Source organism: Uliginosibacterium gangwonense DSM 18521 (genome assembly GCF_000373965.1).
Taxonomy (GTDB): Bacteria; Pseudomonadota; Gammaproteobacteria; order Burkholderiales; family Rhodocyclaceae; genus Uliginosibacterium; species Uliginosibacterium gangwonense.
The window spans coordinates 238,932-258,953 of record NZ_KB892846.1 but is presented as its reverse complement, the minus strand read 5'-3'; the positions used below and the strand labels follow the sequence as shown (position 1 = coordinate 258,953).

Sequence of the window (20,022 nt, the reverse complement as noted above, 5' to 3'; positions counted from 1 at the left end):
GGATTTAATCGTTTGAAATATCGGATAAGCAACGCTACGCTGGCGGGAGGTCATTGACCTTGATGGGATGGGCGCGCTTCATCCCACGCATGTATGCGTCAATGGAAGCTGCCTTGAAAACACTGGTTGAATAGGGCTATGCCGCTTCGGCAACCGTGTGTTTGCGCGCGGGGAGCGATTTGATCCAGGCACGTTGCTTGTTTTGGCGGCGCACGGAGAGCAATTGTTCGCGGATGCGCTCACGCACTTGGTTCAATGGAACGCATCCGGCAGGGGAGATGTTGTCGCAGCGCAGAATATGCAGCCCCAAGGGGGATTCCAGAATGGCAGACAGCTCCCCTGGCCGCATGGCAAAAGCTGCCGTATCCAGTGCAGGGTAGAGCTGATTCCGCTGTACCTGGCCGAGCAGGCCGCCTTGCATGGCGGTGGGGCATTCCGAATGGCGTAACGCCAGTTCGGCAAAACGCTCGGGATGACTTTGGCATTGGCCGAGAATGTCCGCAAGTTTGGCGTAGGCTTGTGCGGCGGTATTTTCCGGGATGTCCTCATTGACGGTGATCAGGATGTGGCGCATGGTGCGCCGCTCCGGCAACTGGAAGCGCTCATGGTGGATGAGGTAGAAGATCTCCACCTCGGCATTACTGATGGATGCCACCTTGGTGGAAATGCGCTCCAGCACGGTATCCACCCGCAGATTGCGGGCGATTTCTTCGCATAGCCGTGGCTGATCCATGCTATGCCGGGCAAGTTCTTCGGCGAAATCCTCTTCGCTGGCAAAGCGCGTGCGGATCTCTGCCAGCCCGCGCTGCAAGGCTTCTTCTCCGACCACCACGCCCGCTGCTTCCCGGCTGGAGAGAATGCGCCGTTCCAGTTCCTCCGCGCGGGCCGCCGCCGCTAACACCTGCTGCATCTGCATGGCATCCAGCGCGGCGGGGACTGCTTTGAACATTGCACTGGCAAACTTCAGCACAAGATAGGGGGAGGGGTGGGAGATGGCAACTTCCTCAGGCATGTTCGACCTCTACAGCAATGAGTGGCTCCAGCGCAGCCTCCCGCACAATCAGCGGGTGGCCGGGCAGGCAATCAAAATGGACGTGATAGCAGACCATCTCGGGCGTATCGCGCAATACCTTCAGGATTTCGCCCCGTGCACCCGGCGGGACGCGGATTTCACCTGCAAGGGCCAGTGCACGGTTGCAGCGCACGATTTCGCGGCTTTCAAAACGGCTTTCTACCCAGTGCTCATCAAGGTCGATCAGTTCTTCTTCGCGGCAGCCCACGATGCGATCAGTATCAAGAAAATGCACGCTGTATATCACCTGATCGATTAGAAAGCTGCCATGGTCTACAACATGCCCGACGCTGCCACGGCGCACCAGCAGTTCTCCACGGACCGCACCGGGGTAGGTGCCATCATCGCGCACATTGCGTGTTACGCGCACGCTCTCACCTAGATCCCAGCGCGGTTTCATGACCGCCCCCGGCCAATCGCGCTGAGTGGCACGGTTGCAATGCCCTGTGCCCGCTTGAAGACTCGGAAGACGCCTTCGGTACGTGCATCCGAGCGCACGAAGTCCTCATACGCACGTCGCAGCAGGCTGCGCCAGGTTTCATATTCCGGGATGCTGCCCGCACCACGCAGATAGTCATGGAAGCGTTGCAGAATATGCAGGCGGTTGACGGTGACGACTGCCTCGTCATATTCAATGCCGAAGTATTCAAGGAAGTCTTCGGCCGACTCCAGGCCTGCCATTTCTTTTACAAAGCTGGTATTGCTCATTGAAATGTTCCTTTCAAGCCTGTTGGTATTCGTGATGCATGCCCTCGAAGAGCAGCATGAGTTCGGATTCATCAGGGGAGCGCTTTTTGAGATCCACAAAGCGCTTGACCATGCCGAGCAAGGCGCCTGCTTCCGATTCGCCAAGCTGGCGACCCAAGGCCGCAAATACCGAGCGCACGGCCTTGGTGCCGGAATGCTTGCCGAGTACCACTTTGTGCTCGCGCCCCACGATGGCCGGGTCAAAGCCCTGGTAATTGTCCGGGTCCTTGAGTAGCCCATCGACATGGATGCCGGATTCGTGGGTGAAAACATTGGCGCCGGTCACACTCTTCTGGCATGGAATCGGGCGGCCGGATGCCTGGGCAACCTGTTCGGCCAGCGCGGGAAAATGAACCAGATCAATGCCGGTTTCGATGCGATAACATTGGCGCAATCCGAGTACCACCTCTTCCAGCGCAGCGTTGCCGGCACGCTCGCCCAGACCATTGACGGTGGTATTGACGTGGGTGGCCCCTGCACGCACGGCGGCAAGCGAGTTGGCCGTGGCCATGCCCAGGTCATCATGCGCGTGCATTTCCAATTCCAACGAGCAGGCGCGGCGTAAGGCTCGGATAGCCCGCATCACGCCAAAGGGCTCCATGATGCCAAGCGTGTCAGCAAAGCGCAGGCGCTGAGCCCCGGCTCTTTCGGCCACTTCTGCAATTTGAAGCAGAAAGGCCGGGTCGGCGCGGGATGCGTCTTCCATGCCGATGCACACCTGCAACCCCAGGTCGCGGGCTTTTTTCACCATGCGGTTGATTTCTTGCAGCAGCCAGCTACGGGTTTTTTCCAACTTATGTTGCAGGTGCTGGTCAGAGGCTGGAGCCGAGATGTCGATGAGATGCGCACCCAGCCCGGCAGAGAGCGAAATGTCACGCTCATTCAGGCGGCTCCACACCATCAGGCGGGCCTTGAGGCGCAGGGCGGCAATCGCCCGGATGTCCTCACGTTCGCGCTCTCCCATGGTCGGGATACCCACTTCCATTTCCCGCACACCCAAGGCATCCAGGCCCGCAGCAATGGCAAGTTTCTCTTCAAGGTTGAAGGCTACGCCAGCGGTTTGTTCGCCGTCGCGCAATGTCGTGTCATTGATCGTGATTTTTAGGGCCATGGCATCGTCCTCCTGGGCTTGATCTCATCTGAGCAAAGGGCGTGCCTGTTCGTGTTTATGTGTAAAACTATTTTTAAATCAAATGCTTGCTTGGTTGTGGGTGCGCGAAGAAGTGGTTTGTTTGAGGGAATTCCGCCAAATACGCAGGCGTAATGGCGACATAACGGGGCAAAACGCCTGCCCAAACAGGCGGTTGTTGTCGTGTCATCTTTTTGAGCGCTGAAACGTTGACCCAGAATACTGCCAGCATATGCGGGTGTGGAAACGCATCTGCCGAGATAGGTATAAAATATACAAAGTTGTTTAAAAAGGAGAATCGTGATGCGAACGGCGGTGATTGTGCTGGCGCTGATTTCGTTTGGCGTGCAGGCACAGGTCTATAAGTGCAAGGACGAAGCAACGGGGAAAGTAACGTTTTCGGATGTCGGTTGCGGTGGCAACAATTCAGAGAAGCTGCGTGTGCCCGCCACGGCACAGGATTCTGTGGCGGCCCGGCGACAGGCCATTGAGCAGGCCAAACAGGCTGAGGAGAGCACCGGGCCACGGGTCTCCGCAGTAGGCGATGATGGTGACAAGGCCAATTCCAGCGAATGCCAGAAGGCCAAGCGTTCATACGAAGTTGAGGCTGGATCGGCGGCGCGCAATCAGAAACTGATCTTCGCCAAACGTTCGCAGATGTACATCGCATGTGGCATTCCTGAGCCTGCGACCAATATCATCGTCAAAACAGAACCCACTGTGCCCTGGTACGCAGCCAATCGGCATGCGATCAACCACTGTCAGGCCGATCAATGCTGGGATGCCGAGGGCTTTCTGTATCGTGCTACAGGCAAGGTGGATCAATACTTTGCGCCGGATGGATCAAGTTGCCGTTTGCAGGGCTCGGAAATGCGCTGCCCGTAAGCGCTCGTTATAGAGGAGTATGCGGCTTTTTGACAGCGCTTATTGTTGAGCTACTGTTGTCAGCAGAGGTGAATCGTACATGGCCACGGGGGATATGACTTGTTCATCAAGCGGAATCCTGCCGTGGTAGCGTTCGAGCAGCTTTTGTTGTACGGCGGGTGCTGAGAGATTGAAGTCCCGCAGGTGTTGGAGTTCGCCGATTTTCAGGTCGAGTGCCCTGTCATACATCTTCCACGCCAGTTCCGAGCAGTAGACGCGTTGATCTGACCATTCGAAAGTCAGGTCATAGGGGCGTCCTTCGAATGTGCGGGCTGCCGCGTAGAGTTTTTTGATTGCTGCCGGCGTGAGACTCGTGGTGGCAGTGCGCAGGCGCTTGAGTACGTAGTGCTGCCCTTCACCCCGATCAATCCAGGCTTGCAGCGGGGTATAGCGTGCCGTGGCGGAGGCTTCGAAGACGTATGGCTTGCCTGCGCGGAACAGCACAATCCCCATGTGGCTATAGCGCGAACCGGTAGCAAGCTGGATGGCGAGGCTTTGTGCAGAGCGTGAAGTCTGGAAGATGACATCGCCCTCTTGCACGGCGGGCGGTGTTTTGGCGCAGGCGGCCTGGCTGGCCAGCAGACTGGCAATGAGGATGCGGCGTATGAGTGGGCGCATCCTCATGGAGGTCAGGCTTACTGGCGCTTGTCGCACTCGATGAGTGCGTAGGCGGAGTGATTGTGGATCGATTCGAAGTTTTCGGACTCCACCACATAGGCGTCGATGCGGGTCTCTGCGTTCAGGCGGCCCGCCACGTCGCGCACCATGTCTTCGACAAACTTCGGGTTGTCGTATGCGCGTTCGGTGACGTACTTTTCATCCGGGCGCTTGAGCAGGCCGTAGAGTTCGCAGGAGGCTTCGGCTTCCACCAGTTCGATCAGCTCTTCAATCCACAGATCGGCGTTGGTGGTGGCGGTCACGGTGACGTGCGAGCGCTGGTTGTGCGCACCGTACTCAGAAATCTTCTTGGAGCAGGGGCACAGGCTGGTGACGGGGACGACCACCTTCATGCTGAACTTGTAGCTGTCGTCCTCGGCGATCTCACCGACGAACTCCACCTCGTAATCCATCAGGCTTTGCACGCCGGAAACCGGGGCTGTCTTGTTGATGAAGTAGGGGAAGCGCATTTCGATGTGGCCAGTCTTGGCTTCCAGGCGGCGCACCATTTCACGCAGCATGGGCTCGAAATTCTCGATGGAGATCTCGCGGTCGTAGCTGTTGAGGATCTCCACAAAACGCGACATGTGGGTGCCCTTGAAGTGATGAGGCAGGCCAACATACATGTTGAAGGTGGCGACCGTGTGCTGCACGCCGTTGTTGCGGTCCCCCACACGGATGGGGTGGCGGATGGATTTGATGCCCACCTTGTTGATGGCAAGGTGGCGGCGGTCTTCTGCGCCCTGTACGTCGGGCATTGGGGTTTGTGTTGTCGTCATGATCGTTATGCGGTCAGCTTTCCATGAACCTGTTGGCGAGCTTGCTGACGCCCTCTCGCTACAGATCGTAAACAGGTTCCTTGGGCTGACCGATTATCTTTTCAGGGGAAAGAGTCCAGTCTAATAAACCCGAGTGATTAACTCAACTACTCTTTAAAACTCGGTTAAGGTTTGGCTTTCTTGAGTTCGGCAAGTCTTGCTTCAATCCGGTTGCGCAGCATCTCCCGGTCCAGTTCTGCCACGCGCATCAGCTGTGGTTGGTCGCCGTGATCGATGAAGTGGTCTGGCAGCCCCAGGCGGAATACCGGGGTGAGGATGGCTGCTTCCTCTAGGCAGCGGGAGACTTCCGCCCCCACGCCGCCAATGGTGGCATTCTCTTCAAGGGTGACGATCAACGAGTGATTTTTCGCCACTTCACGGGTCATTTCAGCATCAATGGGCTTGGCAAAGCGCATGTTGACCACCGTGGCATCCAACTGCTCGGCAATCGCCAGCGCATCATGCAACATGGTGCCGAAAGCCAGGATTGCAACCCCACCTTGCCCTTGGCGGCGCAGTTCGGCCTTGCCGACCGGGATGGCCGTCATCTCCTTGGTTGGCACTGTCCCGTTGCCCGAGCCACGCGGGTAGCGCACGGCGGTGGGGCAGTCGAGCTGGTAGGCGGTGTAGAGCATCTGGCGGCATTCGTTCTCGTCCGATGGGGTCATCACCACCATGTTCGGCACGCACAAGAGGTACGAGAGGTCGAAGGCGCCATGGTGGGTGGCGCCGTCCGCGCCGACGAGACCGCCACGGTCGATGGCCAGCATTACGGGCAGGTTCTGCAGGGCAACGTCATGGATGAGCTGGTCGTAGGCGCGTTGCAGGAAGGTGGAATAGATCGCTACCACCGGCTTGAGCCCTTCGCAGGCCAAGCCTGCCGCAAAGGTCATGGCGTGCTGTTCGGCAATCCCCACGTCCACGTAGCGGTCCGGGAATTCCTTCTCGAAGCGCACTAGCCCGGAGCCCTCACGCATGGCCGGGGTGATGCCGACAAGGCGTTTGTCCTGCGCGGCCATGTCACAGAGCCAATCCGAGAACACCTGGGTAAAGGTAAGCTTGCCGCCGCCTTTGCCGGACTGGATGCCAGCTTCGTGGTCGAACTTGCCCACGCCGTGATACAGCGTGGGGTTGGCTTCTGCGAGCTTGTAGCCATGCCCCTTGCTGGTGACCACGTGGAGGAATTGCGGCCCCTTGAGCTTGCGGATGTTTTGCAGCGTGGGGATCAGTGCGTCCAGGTCATGCCCGTCAATTGGGCCCAGGTAGTTGAAGCCGAATTCTTCAAAGAGGGTGCTGGGCGTCATCATGCCTTTGACATGTTCTTCCACCTTGCGGGTCAGCGCTGTGCCGAGCACCTTTTCCCCCGCACGGCGGGCGAAATGGTAGGTGCGCCCCGAGAGCAGGCGGGCCAGGATCGTGGTCAGTGCGCCCACGGGGGGGGAGATCGACATCTCGTTGTCGTTGAGGATCACCAGGAGGTTGGCATCCATCACGCCTGCGTTGTTCAGCGCCTCAAAGGCCATCCCAGCCGACATGGCGCCATCGCCGATCACGGCGATTGAGCGGCGCTCCTCCCCCTTGAGCTTGGCGGCCATGGCCATGCCCAGCGCGGCCGAGATCGAGGTGGAAGAGTGGGCGGTGCCAAAGGTGTCGTAAGGGCTTTCGCAACGGCGCGGGAAGCCCGAGATGCCGCTAAACTGACGCAGCCCGGCCATGGCATCGCGCCGCCCGGTCAGAACTTTGTGGCCGTAGGTCTGGTGGCCCACGTCCCACACAATGCGATCTTCCGGCGTATTGAAGACGTAATGCAGGGCGATGCTCAGTTCAACCGTACCGAGGTTGGAGGACAGATGCCCGCCCGTCTTGGAGACTGAATCGACCAGAAAGTCACGCAGTTCGGCGGCAAGCGCCGGGAGTTGTTTGCGATCCATCTTCCGCAAGGTGGCCGGAGAATCGATCGTTTGCAGCAGGGAAAATGTGCTCATCATGGGTGCGCTGTGCCTTGCCAGATTTCAGAACTGGCGGCTGATGATGTAATGGTTCAGCGCCTTGAGTTGCCAGGCGGCATCGCCGAAATCGGCCAGGGCCGCATCGGCGTCCTGGGTAAGGGTCTGCGCCAGCTCACGCGATTGGGCTAGGCCCATGATGCTGACGTAGGTGGGTTTGTTGTGGTCGGCATCCTTGCCCGCAGTTTTGCCCAAGGTGGCGGTGTCTGCGGTGGCGTCCAGAATGTCATCGACCACCTGGAAGAGCAGGCCGATGCACTTGCCGTAGTGATCCAGCTTGGCCATCTGCGCGTCGTCCAGCTTGCCTGCCAGCGCGCCAAGCAGAATGGCTGCGCGAATCAAGGCACCGGTCTTGTGGATGTGCATGTGCTCCAGCTCGGTACGATCCAGCACTTTGCCAACCGAGGCCAGATCAATGGCCTGCCCGCCTGCCATGCCGCGTGAGCCGGAGGCGCGGGCCAGCGTGTGGATAGCACGCAACTGGCGTTGCACGTCGGGGAATACGCCGGGGGCCGAGAGCAGGTCAAACGCCTGGGTTTGCAGGGCGTCGCCCACCAGCAGGGCGGTGGCTTCATCGTAGTGAACGTGTACGGTCGGCTTGCCACGGCGCAGGCTGTCGTCATCCATGCAGGGCATGTCATCATGCACCAGCGAATAGACGTGGATGCACTCTACGGCGCACGCTGCAGTGTCCAGCGCTTCGGCGGGCGCCCCGGCCAGGGCTCCGGCGGCCTGCACAAGCAAGGGGCGGATGCGTTTGCCACCACCCAGGGTGGTATAGCGCATGGCTTCATGCAGCCGCTCGGGGGCGAGGCCAGCGGCGGGCAGGCGTTGTTCAAGGGCGGTTTCCGCCCGGCGCTGGTGTTGCGCCATCCATTCGATGAAGCGATTGTCGTTCATGGTTCTTGTCCGTTTTCCCCAGTATTCATCTCGCGCAGCAAGCCTTGCTCGAGCACCTTGACGCGTTGTTCGGCCGAATCCAGCGTGCCCTGGCAGTGGCGCAGCAGGTCGATGCCGCGCTGGTAGCTGGCCAGAGCTTGCTCCAGGGGCAGGTCGTCGCGCTCCATGGCGGCGACAATGGATTCAAGCTCCGCAATGGCGGCCTCAAAGCTGGCTGGGGTGGTGGTTTGTTCTTTCTTTGCCATCGTAATCGCGGTATTTCGCAAGGCGCCCCCGGAGGGGGAAGCGCTCCATTATAATTTAACGTTGAGCCATTAGTTGGGGCTTCGATACTTTTGCCCCCGTTTGACCATTGGAGGTTTGAGGGTAATGACCGATCACGCATCACCGGGCACGCTTGTTCCTGCTGTTTCGCAACTGCCGGTGTCGGCCTATTTCGACGAAAAGCTTCTGGAACTGGAACGCCGGGTTCTCTTTGACGCAGGTCCCGGTTACGTAGGCCATGAACTGATGGTGCCCGAGCGGGCGGATTTCCACACCCTGGCGTGGCAGGACCACGCCCGTATGCTGGTGCGCGGCGAAGATGGGGTGCATCTGCTGTCCAACATCTGCCGCCATCGGCAAGCCATCATGCTGCAAGGTCGAGGCAAGGCTGACAATGTGGTCTGCCCTGTGCACCGCTGGACGTATCATAACGATGGCAGCCTGATCGGTGCTCCCCATTTTCCACAGAACCCCTGCCTGAACCTTGGGCGGCAAAAGCTGGAGAGCTGGAATGGCCTGCTCTTCAAGGGACCACGCTCGGCCAATGCCGACCTAGCCGGGATGCGGCTGGCCCCAGAGTTGGACTTTTCCGGCTACGTGCTGGGCCGCGTGGAAATGCACGAGTGCAATTACAATTGGAAGACTTTCATCGAAGTCTATCTGGAGGACTACCACGTCGTACCCTTCCACCCAGGGTTGGGTAACTTCGTGACCTGCGACGACCTGACTTGGCAGTTTGGCGACTGGTATTCCGTTCAGCGCGTGGGCATCACCAATCTGGCCAAGACTGGTAGTCCGGCCTATGCACGCTGGCACAAGGCCGTGCTGGAGTATTACGACGGTGAGATGCCTCCGCATGGGGCGATCTGGCTGACCTATTTCCCCAACATCATGGTTGAATGGTATCCGCACGTGCTGGTGGTGAGCCATCTGGTGCCGCAGGGCGTGCAGAAGACGCTCAACGTGGTCGAATTCTATTACCCTGAAGAGATCGCCGCCTTTGAGCCGGAATTTGTTGAGGCTGAGCAGGCCGCCTATATGGAAACGGCCATTGAGGACGACGAGATCGGCGAGCGTATGGATCGCGGTCGCCATGCCTTGTTCAAATCCGGCCAGAACGAATACGGGCCTTACCAATCTCCGATGGAAGATGGCATGCAGCACTTCCATGAATTCTACCGGCGCATGATGGCCCCCCACCTGCAAGACTGAACCGGACAAGGAGCGCCAGACCGTGCATCTGCCCTTTGCCTTACCTGATGTCGGGTATCTCGCCGTATTCGTGTTGGGCCTGTTGGGAGGCGCACACTGCATCGGCATGTGTGGTGGCATCGTCAGCGCATTGTCCCTGCCGGGGCAGGGTGGCGGCTCTATCTGGTGGCGGCAGCTTGCCTATAACCTGGGGCGGATCTGCACTTATACCCTGTTGGGGACGCTGGCCGGGGCCGTCGGCTCGGCCAGTCTGGTATTCAACGATTTCCTCCCTGTGCAAATGACGCTATATGTAATAGCCAATTGTATGATGCTTGGCATGGGCCTGTATCTGATGGGGCTGACCCAGGTATTCCTGCCCTTGGAGCGCATGGGCCAGCGCTTGTGGCGGGTGGTGCAGCCTTTGAGCAAACCGTTTGTGCGTGGGCGCAGCATGGCTTCGGCTTTCCCCTTGGGTTTGCTGTGGGGCTTGCTGCCCTGCGGGCTGACCTACGGCGTGCTCAGCACAGCGGTGATGAGTGGCTCGGCCTTGAATGGTGGCGCGTTGATGCTGGCCTTTGGGGCAGGTACCCTGCCAAATCTGCTGCTGGCCGGGGTTTTGCTCGCCCGCTATGGCAAAGTGGTGCGTGGGCGGGCTTTCCGTACCGGGGCTGGCTTGTTTGTGATGGCATTTGCCATTTATGGTTTGGTGCGGGCGCCTGAGTTGGGCGGAAAATTGTGGGCAGGCGTAATCTGCAAGGTATAGCTCCGCAAGACTCAACAGATTAAGGACGAAGTGTATTTATGAACATTCTGCTGGCCAGCGATGGCTCAGACCCCGCCAACCGCGCTGTCGACGCTGTCATCGCTTTCGCACCTCATCTGCGCGTGGCGCCGAGTGTGCATGTGCTCTATGTTCATATCCCCATTCCCATCGGGTTCGCGCTCAAGCATGTTTCCCGTGAGATCGTGGATAACTATTACCATGAGGAAGGGCAGGCCATTGTCAAGCCGGTTGCGGCACGATTGGTGGCCAGTGGCATTGAGGCGACGGCCCATGTGCGGGTGGGTTCTCCAGGGGAGACCATTGCCCATGTTGCCCGTGAGCTTGGCTGCAATACTGTCTGGATGGGAACGCATGGGCGTGGGACGGTTACCCAGGCCCTGCTGGGCTCGGTGGCTTCACGCGTGATTGCATTGGCGCAGGTGCCAGTAACCTTGATCAAATAAAGGAAGGAATAGAATGGAACAACTGACAATCCCCGTTCGGGGTATGAGCTGTGAGGGTTGCGTCAAGTCTGTGACGCGGGTTCTGAGCGCCTTGCCCGGTGTGCAGGGGGTGCAGGTTTCCTTGGCAGCAGCCAATGCCAGCTTGCAGTATGACCCAGCTAGCAGTCCCCGGCAAGTGATCGCTGAGGCTATCCGCGTTGCGGGATTTGAGACAGACGACTGAATTTACACCATAAGAGAAAGGCGGGTGTAAGCCCCCAGGGCTTATAATCGCGGCCACCCAAACATGCCCCTGCTTATAGCGGGGATTCCGGTCGCCTCCAAGAGAGGCGCGGGATGCCCCGGCAACGCAGGGGCCGTACTCAAGGAGAGAGGGCTTCATGGGCTTTAACAGCGTGCCACCGGGGGATGTTCCTAACGACGTGAATGTCGTCATCGAGATTCCCTCGCATGCCGATCCAATCAAATACGAGGTCGATAAAGAGAGCGGCGCTGTGTTCGTCGACCGCTTCATGGGAACCTCAATGTCTTACCCCTGCAACTACGGCTATGTGCCACATTCCATTTCGGGTGACGGAGACCCGGTGGACGTGTTGGTGATGGCGCCGTTTTCGTTGATTCCGGGGGTGGTGATCCGTTGTCGCCCGGTGGGCATGCTGCGCATGACCGACGAGGCCGGGGAGGATTGCAAGGTGCTGGCGGTACCGGTATCCAAGATCACTTCACTGTATGACAATATCCGCACCTATCAGGATCTGCCTTACCTCCTGCTGCGCCAGATCGAGCACTTCTTCCAGCACTACAAGGATCTGGAAGCCGGCAAGTGGGTTAAGGTACATGGCTGGGATGGGCCGGACGCCGCCCGCCAGGAAATCTACGCCGGGGTGGCGGCTTATCGCTCCCAGTCGGGGAGTTCTACGGATTGAGTGATAGTCGCCGGCCACCTCTGCTGCAGAGGTGGCTGGTGCGCTGTGCCGCTACGCCCGCCGGGCCAGATCGGCCAGCGCGCTCACCTGATCAAGAATCGGCTGCGGTACAGGTGTTTGCCCTGTCAGCATGTTGTGGATGAGTGCTGCATTGGCTTCCAGCTCACAGCCTTCCTCGCGGGTTTCTTCACCTGCGAATTCCGCCTGCTCAAACAAGACCTCTGCGATGCCGTGGCTGAGGCCAAGCAGACGCGGTCTGCGGCGCGGTGCGGCATAGGCTTCCCCTTCGGTGCCACGCATCAGTAGCGCCGTGGCGCGTTCTTGCGCTAGCAATGTTTCCATTGCATCCATGAAGGCCGGATGGGTGACCGGCACGACCCGCACACTACGCCCCTTACAAGGGTCAAGCAGCTTGGCCAGCGTATGGCCGCAATTACGCACCCCTAGGCGCAGGCGCAGCGAGAGAAGCCAGTCCAGCCCACGGGCGATCAGGTCTAGGCGTAGGCTGGCGATGCGGTGGGTGGCGAGTGCCCCGCTGGCTTCTTGTAAGCTCGATTGGGTGGGGACGCCCAGGGCTTCAAGTAGTTTGAAGGGGCTTACACGGGCGTCAAAATCGTGCCGTCCCTGAATCAGCACCGGGATGTTTTGCCGTGCCAGGAGCAGGGCGACCAAGGGCATCAGGTTGGGGTGCTTGCGGGCGCCGTTGTAGGCAGGCAGGATCACGCAACACGGCCCCTCGGGCACATCGACTTGGCGGGTGCGTGCATCCAGTGCGGCCTTGAAGCCCGCGAGTTCTTCAGGGGTCTCCCCCTTGATGCGCAGCGCCAGCAGGATGGCGCCGACTTCCATATCTGGCACCAGGCCATCGAGAAGCGCGGCAAACAGCGCCTCGGCCTGTGTTGCATCCATTGAGCGTGCGCCTTTGGCTCCACGCCCGATTTCTTTGATGATTGGGGCAAATTCCATAGTGGGGAACATTATCCTGTTTGTTGTGGTCTCTGCCAAATGGACTGGACGGGCATGCATCCAAGCCAAAAAAATCGGCAGAGCAGCTCGTTATGATACAAGAGTATCTTCCGCTTGCAACGCAGGCTGGGTGAAAATGACGTTGGAATGAAAGGTGGGTTCAGGATGAAGATAGGCTTTATCGGTTTGGGCATCATGGGGCGACCGATGGCTTTGCATCTGCTCAAAGCCGGTTACGAGTTGCATGTGTGGTCGCGCCGTGCCGCCTCTATAGAGCCTGTTTTGGCGGTTGGAGCAAAGGCGGCAGGGAGTGCTGCGGAAGTTGCCACCCAGAGCGATATTGTCATCAGCATGGTGGCGGATGCGCCGGATGTGGAACAGGTCGCGCTCGGGCCGCAAGGTGTGGCTGAAGGAGCCAAACCGGGCTTGATCCACGTGGACATGAGTACGATTGCACCGGGTGCTGCCAGGGCAATTGGCGTGCGCCTCGCTGAAAAGGGCATCCATTTTCTGGACGCCCCGGTTTCCGGCGGTGAAACAGGGGCCATCAATGCGGCGCTGACGATCATGGTGGGCGGTGACGAGGCGGCGTTTAACCAAGCATTGCCGGTGCTGCAAAAGCTTGGCAAGAGCGTGACGCATATCGGCGTATCAGGTGCAGGGCAGGTGGCCAAAGCCTGTAATCAGATTCTGACCGGCGTGGGGGTGATGATGGTGGCGGAGGCTTTGAATTTCGCCCGCGCCAGCGGTGTTGACCCGGCCAAGGTTCGCCAAGCCATGCTGGGTGGGTCGGCCTATAGCAAGGTGCTGGAAAATCACGGTCAGCGCATGTTGGATCGCAATTTCAAACCTGGTTTCAAAGCCTGGATGCATCGCAAGGATATGAAAATCGTGCTGGATGAAGCTCACCGGATGGGGATCAGCACCCCGACTTCTGCAGTCACGGCGCAGATGTTCAATGCCCTGGTTGGGAGTGGGGAGGGTGAATTGGATACGATTTCGGTGTTGGCACTACTCGAACGCATGTCGGAGGTACATCATGACTAAACGCTTTTTTGCAAAATGCTTTCTGCTGTGCTGGGCTAGTACCACACTTTTGTTGACGGCGTGTGTGATGCACTGGCAGAAACCGGAGGTCTCGCTGATTGACGTCCAACCTGCAGGGGGGACGCTTTTTGAGCAGCGCCTCAAGCTCAAACTCAGGGTCTATAACCCGAATGATCGTGACATTCCTGTCGATAGTCTGCATTTCCGTTTCGTCTCTGGCGACAAAAGTTTCGCCAGTGGGCAGACCAGTGCACCGGTGGTGATTCCACGCCAGGGTGAGACTGTGGTGGATATCCAGGCCAATATGCAGTTGGCCAACCTGATCCGGAACCTGCCCAATCTGAAGGCGGAGGATGGCAAGTTGCACTATCGCCTGCAAGGCGATGTGGTTGTGCACGATTATGGTTCCGTGCCTTTTGATCATCCCGGCGTGTTGGATCTGGATATGTTTGAAGGCCGTAAGCACACTTCAAAAGGCGAGAGCGCTGCATCCAGCCCCCAGTAGTATCCGCAGCAGATAGAAAGGCTTACAAAAGCTCCGATACCTTGTGTATCGGAGCTTTTTTACGTGCATGCCGTCTAGTGGCTTGTGAGTTGGTGAGGGGCAAATACGCCACGCTCGGTAATGATTCCGGTGATCAACTCGGCGGGGGTGACATCGAATGCCGGGTTGAATACTGTTTCGGCAGCATCAATGCAGGCGACTTGTGCGGTACTGCCATCGGCGAGTTTGCCTGTGGCATGACGCAGTTCGTTGCCGTTGCGTTCCTCAATCGGAATGGCGCGGCCATTCGGTGTTGCCAGATCAATGGTTGACCAGGGGGCGGCAACATAAAAAGGCACACCTGCTGCGTGGGCCGCCAAGGCCTTGAGATAGGTGCCAACCTTGTTGGCGGTGTCGCCATTGGCGGCGATGCGGTCCGCCCCGACAATCACCATGTCGACACGGCCTTCCTGCAAGAGAAACCCAGCGGCATTGTCGGCCATCAGGGTGTGTGGAACCTCGTTGGCGGTAAGTTCTGCGGCAGTCAGCAAGCCCTGGTTGCGCGGCCGGGTTTCGCTGACCCAGACGTGGATGGGAATGCCCGCTTCATGGGCGAGATAGATCGGGGCCAGCGCAGTACCCCAGCCGCAGGTTGCCAAGGCACCTGCGTTGCAATGCGTCATGGCCTGGATGGGGCCGCCATGTTTGGCCGTGAGTGCTTTGATCAACGAAAGGCCGTATTTGCCAATGGCATGATTCGCGGCGATGTCTGCTTCACGGATGCGGTCGGCTTCTTGCCAGGCGGCTTCCGAGCGTGCTGAAACTGGAAGCGGGCGCAAAAAGGCATCCATCCGTGCTAACGCCCAATGCAGGTTGACGGCTGTTGGTCGGGTGGATTCGAGTGTGGCCAGATACTGCGTCAGAGCCGTATCGCTGGTGTCTTCCAGAAGCCCCAGGGCGAGGCCATAGGCAGCTGAGGCTCCAATGAGCGGTGCGCCGCGCACCTGCATGCTGCGGATGGCTTGGGCCATCTGCTCCAAGGTGGTGATCTGGGCGTTTTGCCATGCCAGAGGCAGGATGGTCTGATCGAGAATGGTGACGCAGTGGGCGTCCCGCCGGATAGTTTCAAAAAGCATGTTCGATATTCCAATCTGGATGCAAGTGGGGCCAATTATCGCACCATGTGTGCTTCATACTGTGTCCATTTGCTAGTCGGGCTGGCTCTGCGCGTCTGCGCGGGCTAAACTTCGTACCGTTTTGTGCGTGTATGGATGCGTCTGGCAGAAGTGATTGGCATCCGAATATTAAAGGGTTGGTACTCATGATCAAGTTACTGATGTTCATTTTCTTGTTGTTGGTGATTTATTACGTGCGGCGGGTGGTGCAAGGGGGCCATTCATCTACGCGTACGAACACCCAACAGCCCATTGCACGTGAAGCTGAAACCATGGGTGAGTGTGCCCATTGTGGTGTGCTGGTGCCAATGAGTGAAGGCAGACAAGCCAATGGACTATTTTATTGCAGTGCAGAACATGAGAGCCTGGGACCGCGAGAGGTCAAATGAATAGTACCCGTTTGGTGACCGGGGCGAGCGAAGCGCGTGCCGTTTCGATCCGCTATTTCAATCTCTACCGTTTGGTGGTGGCATCCGTTTTCGCCATCTTTGGTAGTTCCATCCGGTTTGGGCAAGCCGCGCCACAGATATTTGAATGGGCCGTGGTAGCGTATTGGTTGCTCGCCATGTTGTTTGCGTTGTTGCAGGTACGTGGTGATCAATTTGCCGAGCGCATGTTGGGGCTGGAAGTCAGCACTGACATTCTGGCCTTGACTATCTTGATGTACGCCAGTGGTGGCAACCGCAGCGGTGTGCCTTTCCTGATCATGACCTTTGTGGCAGGGGCCGGTTTGGTGGGGCGTGGCCGGATGGTGTTGGGCGCGGCATCATTCGCTACCTTCTCGGTATTGTTCGAGCAGTTCTGGCGCTTGGTGACCGATCAGCAGGATACGGTGGATTTCACCCGCGCAGGGCAGATCTGCGTGGGCTTCTTTTTTGTGGCCTTGGTGGCGCGGTTCCTGTCGCAACGGGCCTTGGTCAATGAGGCTTTGGCGGCTTCGCGTGGGCGTGACCTGGAACGGCAATGGCAGGTCAATGCCCGCATCATTGAAGATATGCAGGACGGGGTGTTGGTGCTGGCCAGTGATGGTACGGTGCGGCATGCCAACCCCAAGGTCGAGGAATGGCTTGGTGCCTCTTTGCAGGCCGGGGTCGCTTTGCAGACTCAGTCCGAATTGCTGTTTGCTGCCATGAGTCAGGGGATGCAGACATGTTATGTTGAAAACACGGGCAAGAATTTGCGCCTGCGCTATGTGGAGATCGGAGCCGATGCCGCAGAGGGGGATCGGATCATCTATCTGGAAGATTCTGACCGGCTCCAGGCTCAGGCCCAACAGATCAAGCTGGCCGCGCTGGGGCGTCTGACCGCGAATATCGCGCATGAGATTCGCAATCCCTTGTCTGCTGTCTCACACGCAGGTGAATTGCTCCAGGATGAAAAACGTCATGAGGTACAGGTTCGCCTGTTGCGGATCATCCATGACAATACGGCACGCATCGAACGCATCATCCGCGACGTGATGGAGTTGGGGCGACGTGATCGGGGCACACCAGAAGCCTTGGATTTGCTTGAGTTTGTGCGTAACGCTGTCGATGAGTTCGCCGTGCATTCCGGTATCCCTGCGGAATTGTTTGAGATCAGTGGGGCTCAGGCCGAGCAATCCATGCGGATCTCGTTTGACCGGGTGCATCTGTATCAGATTTTGACCAACTTGGTTGGTAATGCGCGTCGTTATTGTTCCGGCAAACCCGGCTCGATTCGTCTGCTGGTGCGTAGCCTGGATGAACGACGGGTGCTGTTGCTGATCGCTGATGATGGCGCAGGCATCAAGGAAGAGGATCGGACAAAGCTGTTTGAACCATTCTTTACCTCTGACCCCAAGGGGACAGGGTTGGGTTTATATACCGCACGTGAGCTGGCCGAAGCCAATGGCGCAAGCCTGAGTCTGGCTGACAGCGAAGTCGGAGCGGAATTTCATTTGGTGGCAAGGAGAGTGGAATGACCGCTGAAACAGTGGACCGTCGCAACAAGACAAAGGTTGCGGATGTGCTGGTCGTGGATGATGAGGATGACATTCGGGAACTCATCGAGCTATCGTTGCTGCGCATGGGCTTGGCAACGGATGCGGCAGCCTCTGTTGCCGAGGCGCGTGCCAAGTTGGCGGCTGGCCACTATCGCATGTGTCTGACGGATATGCGTCTGGGAGACGGTGAGGGATTGGAGGTCGTCGAATATATTACCGAGCATTGTATTGATACGCCGGTTGCAGTGATTACCGCCCATGGCAGCATGGATAATGCAGTGGCTGCCTTGAAAGCGGGGGCGTTTGATTATCTGTCCAAGCCTGTATCGCTGGAGCAACTGCGTGCCTTGGTGAAGTCTGCGCTGGAAGTGCATAAGCCCCAGGTCAAGCCGGAGAAGGCCGCTGCCAACTTGACAGGGGAATCTGCCGCGATGGCGCAGGTACGCTCGTTGATCGAACGCCTCTCGCGCAGTCAGGCACCTGTCTATATTTCAGGTGAATCAGGCAGCGGTAAGGAGCGTGCTGCGCGCCTGATCCATAGCCTTGGGCCGCGCGCCGAGAAACCGTTTGTGGGCGTCAACTGTGGAGCGATTCCGGAAAACCTGATGGAAAGTGAATTCTTCGGCTATCGCAAAGGGGCATTTACCGGGGCCGAATCAGATCGGGATGGCTTTTTCCAGGCCGCCAATGGCGGTACGCTCTTTCTGGATGAAGTAGCAGATCTTCCGCTGACCATGCAGGTGAAATTGCTCCGTGCCATCCAGGAAAAGCGGGTACGCCGGATTGGCGATACGCAGGAAATCGCGGTGGATGTGCGCATCGTTTCTGCTACCCACCAGAATTTGAAAGAGCGCGTCGAACAAGGCAGATTCCGGCAGGATCTGTTCTACCGGCTCAACGTGATCGAGTTGAAAATGCCTGCTTTGCGGGATCGCCGGGACGACATTCCGGTGCTGGCCAACAGTATTCTCGAACGCCTGTCGGCAGAGGCGGGGATGCGTCCACCTCATCTGACCAAGCGCGCGCATGAAGCCTTGCTGGCGTATTCTTTCCCTGGCAACGTGCGTGAATTGGAGAACATTCTTGAGCGTGCCCTGGCGCTTGTATTGGGTGATGAGATTGACATTGAGGATCTGCATCTTGATCCAGGTGAAAGCGAGGGCTTGGGGAGCGCGCCGATTGATATCGGTGCAGCAGTGGGCAGCACTGCCTTGCAGGATTATTTGGATAACGTTGAGCGGCAGGCTATTGTCGAAGCCTTGGGCAAGACATCCGGTAATCGTACTGCAGCGGCGCGTGTCCTGGGGGTGACCTTCCGCTCGCTGCGCTATCGCATGGAACGCCTGGGCATGAAGGGGGAAAAGAACGACAAGAGCGATAGTGGGGACGAGGTGTGAGCAACGCTGGCTGGCAGTGTGTAGCGGGGTGGGTGGAGCAGGCCCGCCGGGTGGTTTCTCCCAACCATGACAAGCGCACAAACGACGAAATCCCCAGCCTGGTGGTGGTGCATGCAATCAGCCTGCCGCCAGATCAATTCGGTGGCCCAGGGGTTGAGCAGTTGTTCACCAATACCCTAGATGCCAATGAACATCCCTACTACGCAGGGATTCATGAACTGCGCGTTTCCGCGCATTTTTTCATTCGTCGTGATGGGGAACTGATCCAGTTTGTCAGCGTACAGGATCGTGCATGGCATGCAGGGGTTTCCTCTTGGTGGGGGCGGGAGCGCTGCAATGATTTTTCCATCGGCATCGAACTGGAAGGCTGCGATACGCTGCCCTTTGAGCCGCTCCAATATCAAAGCCTTGCGAGCCTTGTGCACTGCCTGCAAACACACTACCCGATCCGTGAAGTGGTAGGGCATAGCGATGTTGCGCCGGGGCGTAAAACAGACCCCGGCCCATGTTTTGACTGGTCGCTATTCCAACGCTTGCTGCAAGCTCTATCCATTTAGCCGCGCAGGGTGTCTGAACGGGTAAAAACCGTTTCTTTCCATGCCGTACAACTATCTTTTACATCAATACTGACGAGCGTATGTGTTTTGCTGTTGCACTCCCCCCACGGTTAGTGTAAAAACCGCTTGTGCCTACTACATACAGGAAGCTGTGATCGCCTCCGCCATGTGTGCAGATTCACGGGGGGTTGATGTGGGGGCATGAAGTCATGCAACGGGAGGAAAGTCTGGTGGTGAAACCTGGTTTTTCTACCTCATCCCGATGCAATGGAAGAGGGCGAAATCTGCGGCCCGATATCCTGCATGGCGGAAGCATGGTGGGTGGTGCAGCGTGCCGTAGGTAACAAAGTGCGGTCTTTTTTGCGCAAAAGAAAGAAATAACTTGATTCGGGTTGGTTTTTGGTTTACAGGATAATGACATGCTCTGATTTTTGTGATGATTCGAACCCGGTGTTTGCGATGAGCTTCTTGTTCAGAAAAGCGTTCCGCGTTCGAGTAGACAAAAATCAGAACTCGCCGCACCTCCAGGTAGCGGAGTATTTGAGATACGTTGTACGGGTTGCGTACAT

General features: G+C 58.1%; 23 protein-coding genes. 12 read left to right on the top strand and 11 right to left on the bottom strand.

Annotated features, from left to right (window positions below; genetic code table 11):
• Nucleotides 1-136 precede the first annotated feature (136 nt).
• The 4 genes from nifM to nifV are packed head-to-tail and all read right to left on the bottom strand — an operon-like array spanning nt 137 to nt 2,930.
• Nucleotides 137-1,012, bottom strand: coding sequence for a nitrogen fixation protein NifM (gene nifM / locus B145_RS25520; RefSeq protein ID WP_018607815.1), 876 nt, complete (start codon nt 1,010-1,012; stop codon nt 137-139).
• Nucleotides 1,005-1,472, bottom strand: a complete 468-nt coding sequence (locus B145_RS0112700; protein ID WP_018607814.1) for a nitrogen fixation protein NifZ — start codon at nt 1,470-1,472, stop codon at nt 1,005-1,007. The genes nifM and B145_RS0112700 overlap by 8 nt, the downstream gene beginning before the upstream one ends.
• Complete coding sequence (gene nifW, locus B145_RS0112695) at nt 1,469-1,780, bottom strand: nitrogenase-stabilizing/protective protein NifW (protein WP_018607813.1); 312 nt, start codon at nt 1,778-1,780, stop codon at nt 1,469-1,471. Before nifW ends, B145_RS0112700 begins: the two co-directional genes overlap by 4 nt.
• 13 nt (nt 1,781-1,793) lie before the next feature.
• The gene (gene nifV / locus B145_RS25515) at nt 1,794-2,930 is read right to left on the bottom strand and encodes a homocitrate synthase (RefSeq protein WP_018607812.1); all 1,137 of its coding nucleotides are present in this window, start codon (nt 2,928-2,930) and stop codon (nt 1,794-1,796) included.
• 321 nt (nt 2,931-3,251) lie between these two features.
• Here nifV and B145_RS0112685 point away from each other — a divergent pair, with 321 nt between their 5' ends.
• Nucleotides 3,252-3,833 carry a DUF4124 domain-containing protein gene (locus B145_RS0112685; protein WP_018607811.1) on the top strand — a complete coding sequence of 194 codons (582 nt, stop codon included), beginning with the start codon at nt 3,252-3,254 and terminating at the stop codon, nt 3,831-3,833.
• Between the two features lie 39 nt (nt 3,834-3,872).
• On the opposite strand, the gene B145_RS0112680 is transcribed toward B145_RS0112685, so the two are convergent.
• The 5 genes from B145_RS0112680 to B145_RS0112660 form a co-directional block, all read right to left on the bottom strand.
• On the bottom strand, nt 3,873-4,490 hold the full coding sequence (locus B145_RS0112680; protein WP_018607810.1) for a YiiX family permuted papain-like enzyme: 618 nt from the start codon (nt 4,488-4,490) through the stop codon (nt 3,873-3,875).
• A 17-nt stretch (nt 4,491-4,507) separates the two neighbouring features.
• On the bottom strand, nt 4,508-5,308 hold the full coding sequence (gene folE2 / locus B145_RS0112675; protein WP_018607809.1) for a GTP cyclohydrolase FolE2: 801 nt from the start codon (nt 5,306-5,308) through the stop codon (nt 4,508-4,510).
• Between the two features lie 164 nt (nt 5,309-5,472).
• A complete protein-coding gene (gene dxs, locus B145_RS0112670; RefSeq protein WP_026259093.1) occupies nt 5,473-7,332 on the bottom strand; it encodes a 1-deoxy-D-xylulose-5-phosphate synthase in 1,860 nt (619 codons plus the stop codon).
• 27 nt (nt 7,333-7,359) lie between these two features.
• The gene (locus B145_RS0112665) at nt 7,360-8,253 is read right to left on the bottom strand and encodes a polyprenyl synthetase family protein (RefSeq protein WP_018607807.1); all 894 of its coding nucleotides are present in this window, start codon (nt 8,251-8,253) and stop codon (nt 7,360-7,362) included.
• The gene (locus B145_RS0112660) at nt 8,250-8,498 is read right to left on the bottom strand and encodes an exodeoxyribonuclease VII small subunit (RefSeq protein ID WP_018607806.1); all 249 of its coding nucleotides are present in this window, start codon (nt 8,496-8,498) and stop codon (nt 8,250-8,252) included. The genes B145_RS0112665 and B145_RS0112660 overlap by 4 nt, the downstream gene beginning before the upstream one ends.
• Before the next feature lie 124 nt (nt 8,499-8,622).
• On the opposite strand from B145_RS0112660, the gene B145_RS0112655 reads away from it, so the two are divergent.
• The 5 genes from B145_RS0112655 (at nt 8,623) to ppa (ending at nt 11,864) form a co-directional block, all read left to right on the top strand.
• A complete protein-coding gene (locus B145_RS0112655; protein ID WP_018607805.1) occupies nt 8,623-9,729 on the top strand; it encodes an aromatic ring-hydroxylating oxygenase subunit alpha in 1,107 nt (368 codons plus the stop codon).
• Nucleotides 9,730-9,751: 22 nt separating this feature from the next.
• A complete protein-coding gene (locus B145_RS0112650) occupies nt 9,752-10,474 on the top strand; it encodes a sulfite exporter TauE/SafE family protein (protein WP_018607804.1) in 723 nt (240 codons plus the stop codon).
• A 38-nt stretch (nt 10,475-10,512) separates the two neighbouring features.
• On the top strand, nt 10,513-10,938 hold the full coding sequence (locus tag B145_RS0112645; RefSeq protein WP_018607803.1) for a universal stress protein: 426 nt from the start codon (nt 10,513-10,515) through the stop codon (nt 10,936-10,938).
• A 13-nt stretch (nt 10,939-10,951) separates the two neighbouring features.
• A complete protein-coding gene (locus B145_RS0112640; RefSeq protein ID WP_018607802.1) occupies nt 10,952-11,161 on the top strand; it encodes a heavy-metal-associated domain-containing protein in 210 nt (69 codons plus the stop codon).
• Nucleotides 11,162-11,318: 157 nt separating this feature from the next.
• A complete protein-coding gene (ppa, locus tag B145_RS0112635; protein WP_018607801.1) occupies nt 11,319-11,864 on the top strand; it encodes an inorganic diphosphatase in 546 nt (181 codons plus the stop codon).
• A gap of 51 nt (nt 11,865-11,915) precedes the next feature.
• On the opposite strand, the gene ybiB is transcribed toward ppa, so the two are convergent.
• Nucleotides 11,916-12,830 carry a DNA-binding protein YbiB gene (gene ybiB, locus B145_RS0112630; protein WP_018607800.1) on the bottom strand — a complete coding sequence of 305 codons (915 nt, stop codon included), beginning with the start codon at nt 12,828-12,830 and terminating at the stop codon, nt 11,916-11,918.
• A 165-nt stretch (nt 12,831-12,995) separates the two neighbouring features.
• On the opposite strand from ybiB, the gene B145_RS0112625 reads away from it, so the two are divergent.
• Together B145_RS0112625 and B145_RS0112620 are read left to right on the top strand one after the other, a co-directional pair.
• Nucleotides 12,996-13,877, top strand: coding sequence for a 2-hydroxy-3-oxopropionate reductase (locus B145_RS0112625; RefSeq protein WP_018607799.1), 882 nt, complete (start codon nt 12,996-12,998; stop codon nt 13,875-13,877).
• Nucleotides 13,870-14,382: an LEA/WHy family protein gene (locus tag B145_RS0112620; protein ID WP_018607798.1), complete on the top strand. Its 513-nt coding sequence runs from the start codon at nt 13,870-13,872 to the stop codon at nt 14,380-14,382. Before B145_RS0112625 ends, B145_RS0112620 begins: the two co-directional genes overlap by 8 nt.
• Nucleotides 14,383-14,456: 74 nt before the next feature.
• Here B145_RS0112620 and mtnA read toward each other — a convergent pair whose 3' ends face one another.
• Nucleotides 14,457-15,497 (bottom strand): S-methyl-5-thioribose-1-phosphate isomerase, encoded by a 1,041-nt coding sequence (mtnA, locus tag B145_RS0112615; RefSeq protein ID WP_018607797.1) that lies wholly within the window; start codon nt 15,495-15,497, stop codon nt 14,457-14,459.
• A 131-nt stretch (nt 15,498-15,628) separates the two neighbouring features.
• Here mtnA and B145_RS29645 point away from each other — a divergent pair, with 131 nt between their 5' ends.
• Genes B145_RS29645 through ampD form a run of 4 tightly spaced genes read left to right on the top strand, consistent with a single transcriptional unit; the run spans nt 15,629 to nt 19,453 of the window.
• The gene (locus B145_RS29645) at nt 15,629-15,925 is read left to right on the top strand and encodes a PP0621 family protein (protein ID WP_425425586.1); all 297 of its coding nucleotides are present in this window, start codon (nt 15,629-15,631) and stop codon (nt 15,923-15,925) included.
• Nucleotides 15,922-17,478, top strand: a complete 1,557-nt coding sequence (locus B145_RS0112605) for a sensor histidine kinase (RefSeq protein WP_018607795.1) — start codon at nt 15,922-15,924, stop codon at nt 17,476-17,478. The genes B145_RS29645 and B145_RS0112605 overlap by 4 nt, the downstream gene beginning before the upstream one ends.
• The gene (locus tag B145_RS0112600) at nt 17,475-18,896 is read left to right on the top strand and encodes a sigma-54-dependent transcriptional regulator (protein WP_018607794.1); all 1,422 of its coding nucleotides are present in this window, start codon (nt 17,475-17,477) and stop codon (nt 18,894-18,896) included. The genes B145_RS0112605 and B145_RS0112600 overlap by 4 nt, the downstream gene beginning before the upstream one ends.
• The gene (gene ampD, locus B145_RS0112595) at nt 18,893-19,453 is read left to right on the top strand and encodes a 1,6-anhydro-N-acetylmuramyl-L-alanine amidase AmpD (RefSeq protein WP_018607793.1); all 561 of its coding nucleotides are present in this window, start codon (nt 18,893-18,895) and stop codon (nt 19,451-19,453) included. The genes B145_RS0112600 and ampD overlap by 4 nt, the downstream gene beginning before the upstream one ends.
• The last annotated feature ends 569 nt before the right edge of the window (nt 19,454-20,022 follow it).

What these genes read in the sequence shown, in the direction of transcription:
- nifM (WP_018607815.1), bottom strand. Translation starts at nt 1,012, where the DNA reads ATGCCTGAGGAAGTTGCCATCTCCCACCCCTCCCCCTATCTTGTGCTG.
- B145_RS0112700 (WP_018607814.1), bottom strand. Translation starts at nt 1,472, where the DNA reads ATGAAACCGCGCTGGGATCTAGGTGAGAGCGTGCGCGTAACACGCAAT.
- nifW (WP_018607813.1), bottom strand. Translation starts at nt 1,780, where the DNA reads ATGAGCAATACCAGCTTTGTAAAAGAAATGGCAGGCCTGGAGTCGGCC.
- nifV (WP_018607812.1), bottom strand. Translation starts at nt 2,930, where the DNA reads ATGGCCCTAAAAATCACGATCAATGACACGACATTGCGCGACGGCGAA.
- B145_RS0112685 (WP_018607811.1), top strand. Translation starts at nt 3,252, where the DNA reads ATGCGAACGGCGGTGATTGTGCTGGCGCTGATTTCGTTTGGCGTGCAG.
- B145_RS0112680 (WP_018607810.1), bottom strand. Translation starts at nt 4,490, where the DNA reads ATGCGCCCACTCATACGCCGCATCCTCATTGCCAGTCTGCTGGCCAGC.
- folE2 (WP_018607809.1), bottom strand. Translation starts at nt 5,308, where the DNA reads ATGACGACAACACAAACCCCAATGCCCGACGTACAGGGCGCAGAAGAC.
- dxs (WP_026259093.1), bottom strand. Translation starts at nt 7,332, where the DNA reads ATGAGCACATTTTCCCTGCTGCAAACGATCGATTCTCCGGCCACCTTG.
- B145_RS0112665 (WP_018607807.1), bottom strand. Translation starts at nt 8,253, where the DNA reads ATGAACGACAATCGCTTCATCGAATGGATGGCGCAACACCAGCGCCGG.
- B145_RS0112660 (WP_018607806.1), bottom strand. Translation starts at nt 8,498, where the DNA reads ATGGCAAAGAAAGAACAAACCACCACCCCAGCCAGCTTTGAGGCCGCC.
- B145_RS0112655 (WP_018607805.1), top strand. Translation starts at nt 8,623, where the DNA reads ATGACCGATCACGCATCACCGGGCACGCTTGTTCCTGCTGTTTCGCAA.
- B145_RS0112645 (WP_018607803.1), top strand. Translation starts at nt 10,513, where the DNA reads ATGAACATTCTGCTGGCCAGCGATGGCTCAGACCCCGCCAACCGCGCT.
- B145_RS0112640 (WP_018607802.1), top strand. Translation starts at nt 10,952, where the DNA reads ATGGAACAACTGACAATCCCCGTTCGGGGTATGAGCTGTGAGGGTTGC.
- ppa (WP_018607801.1), top strand. Translation starts at nt 11,319, where the DNA reads ATGGGCTTTAACAGCGTGCCACCGGGGGATGTTCCTAACGACGTGAAT.
- ybiB (WP_018607800.1), bottom strand. Translation starts at nt 12,830, where the DNA reads ATGGAATTTGCCCCAATCATCAAAGAAATCGGGCGTGGAGCCAAAGGC.
- B145_RS0112625 (WP_018607799.1), top strand. Translation starts at nt 12,996, where the DNA reads ATGAAGATAGGCTTTATCGGTTTGGGCATCATGGGGCGACCGATGGCT.
- B145_RS0112620 (WP_018607798.1), top strand. Translation starts at nt 13,870, where the DNA reads ATGACTAAACGCTTTTTTGCAAAATGCTTTCTGCTGTGCTGGGCTAGT.
- mtnA (WP_018607797.1), bottom strand. Translation starts at nt 15,497, where the DNA reads ATGCTTTTTGAAACTATCCGGCGGGACGCCCACTGCGTCACCATTCTC.
- B145_RS29645 (WP_425425586.1), top strand. Translation starts at nt 15,629, where the DNA reads ATGGATGCGTCTGGCAGAAGTGATTGGCATCCGAATATTAAAGGGTTG.
- B145_RS0112605 (WP_018607795.1), top strand. Translation starts at nt 15,922, where the DNA reads ATGAATAGTACCCGTTTGGTGACCGGGGCGAGCGAAGCGCGTGCCGTT.
- B145_RS0112600 (WP_018607794.1), top strand. Translation starts at nt 17,475, where the DNA reads ATGACCGCTGAAACAGTGGACCGTCGCAACAAGACAAAGGTTGCGGAT.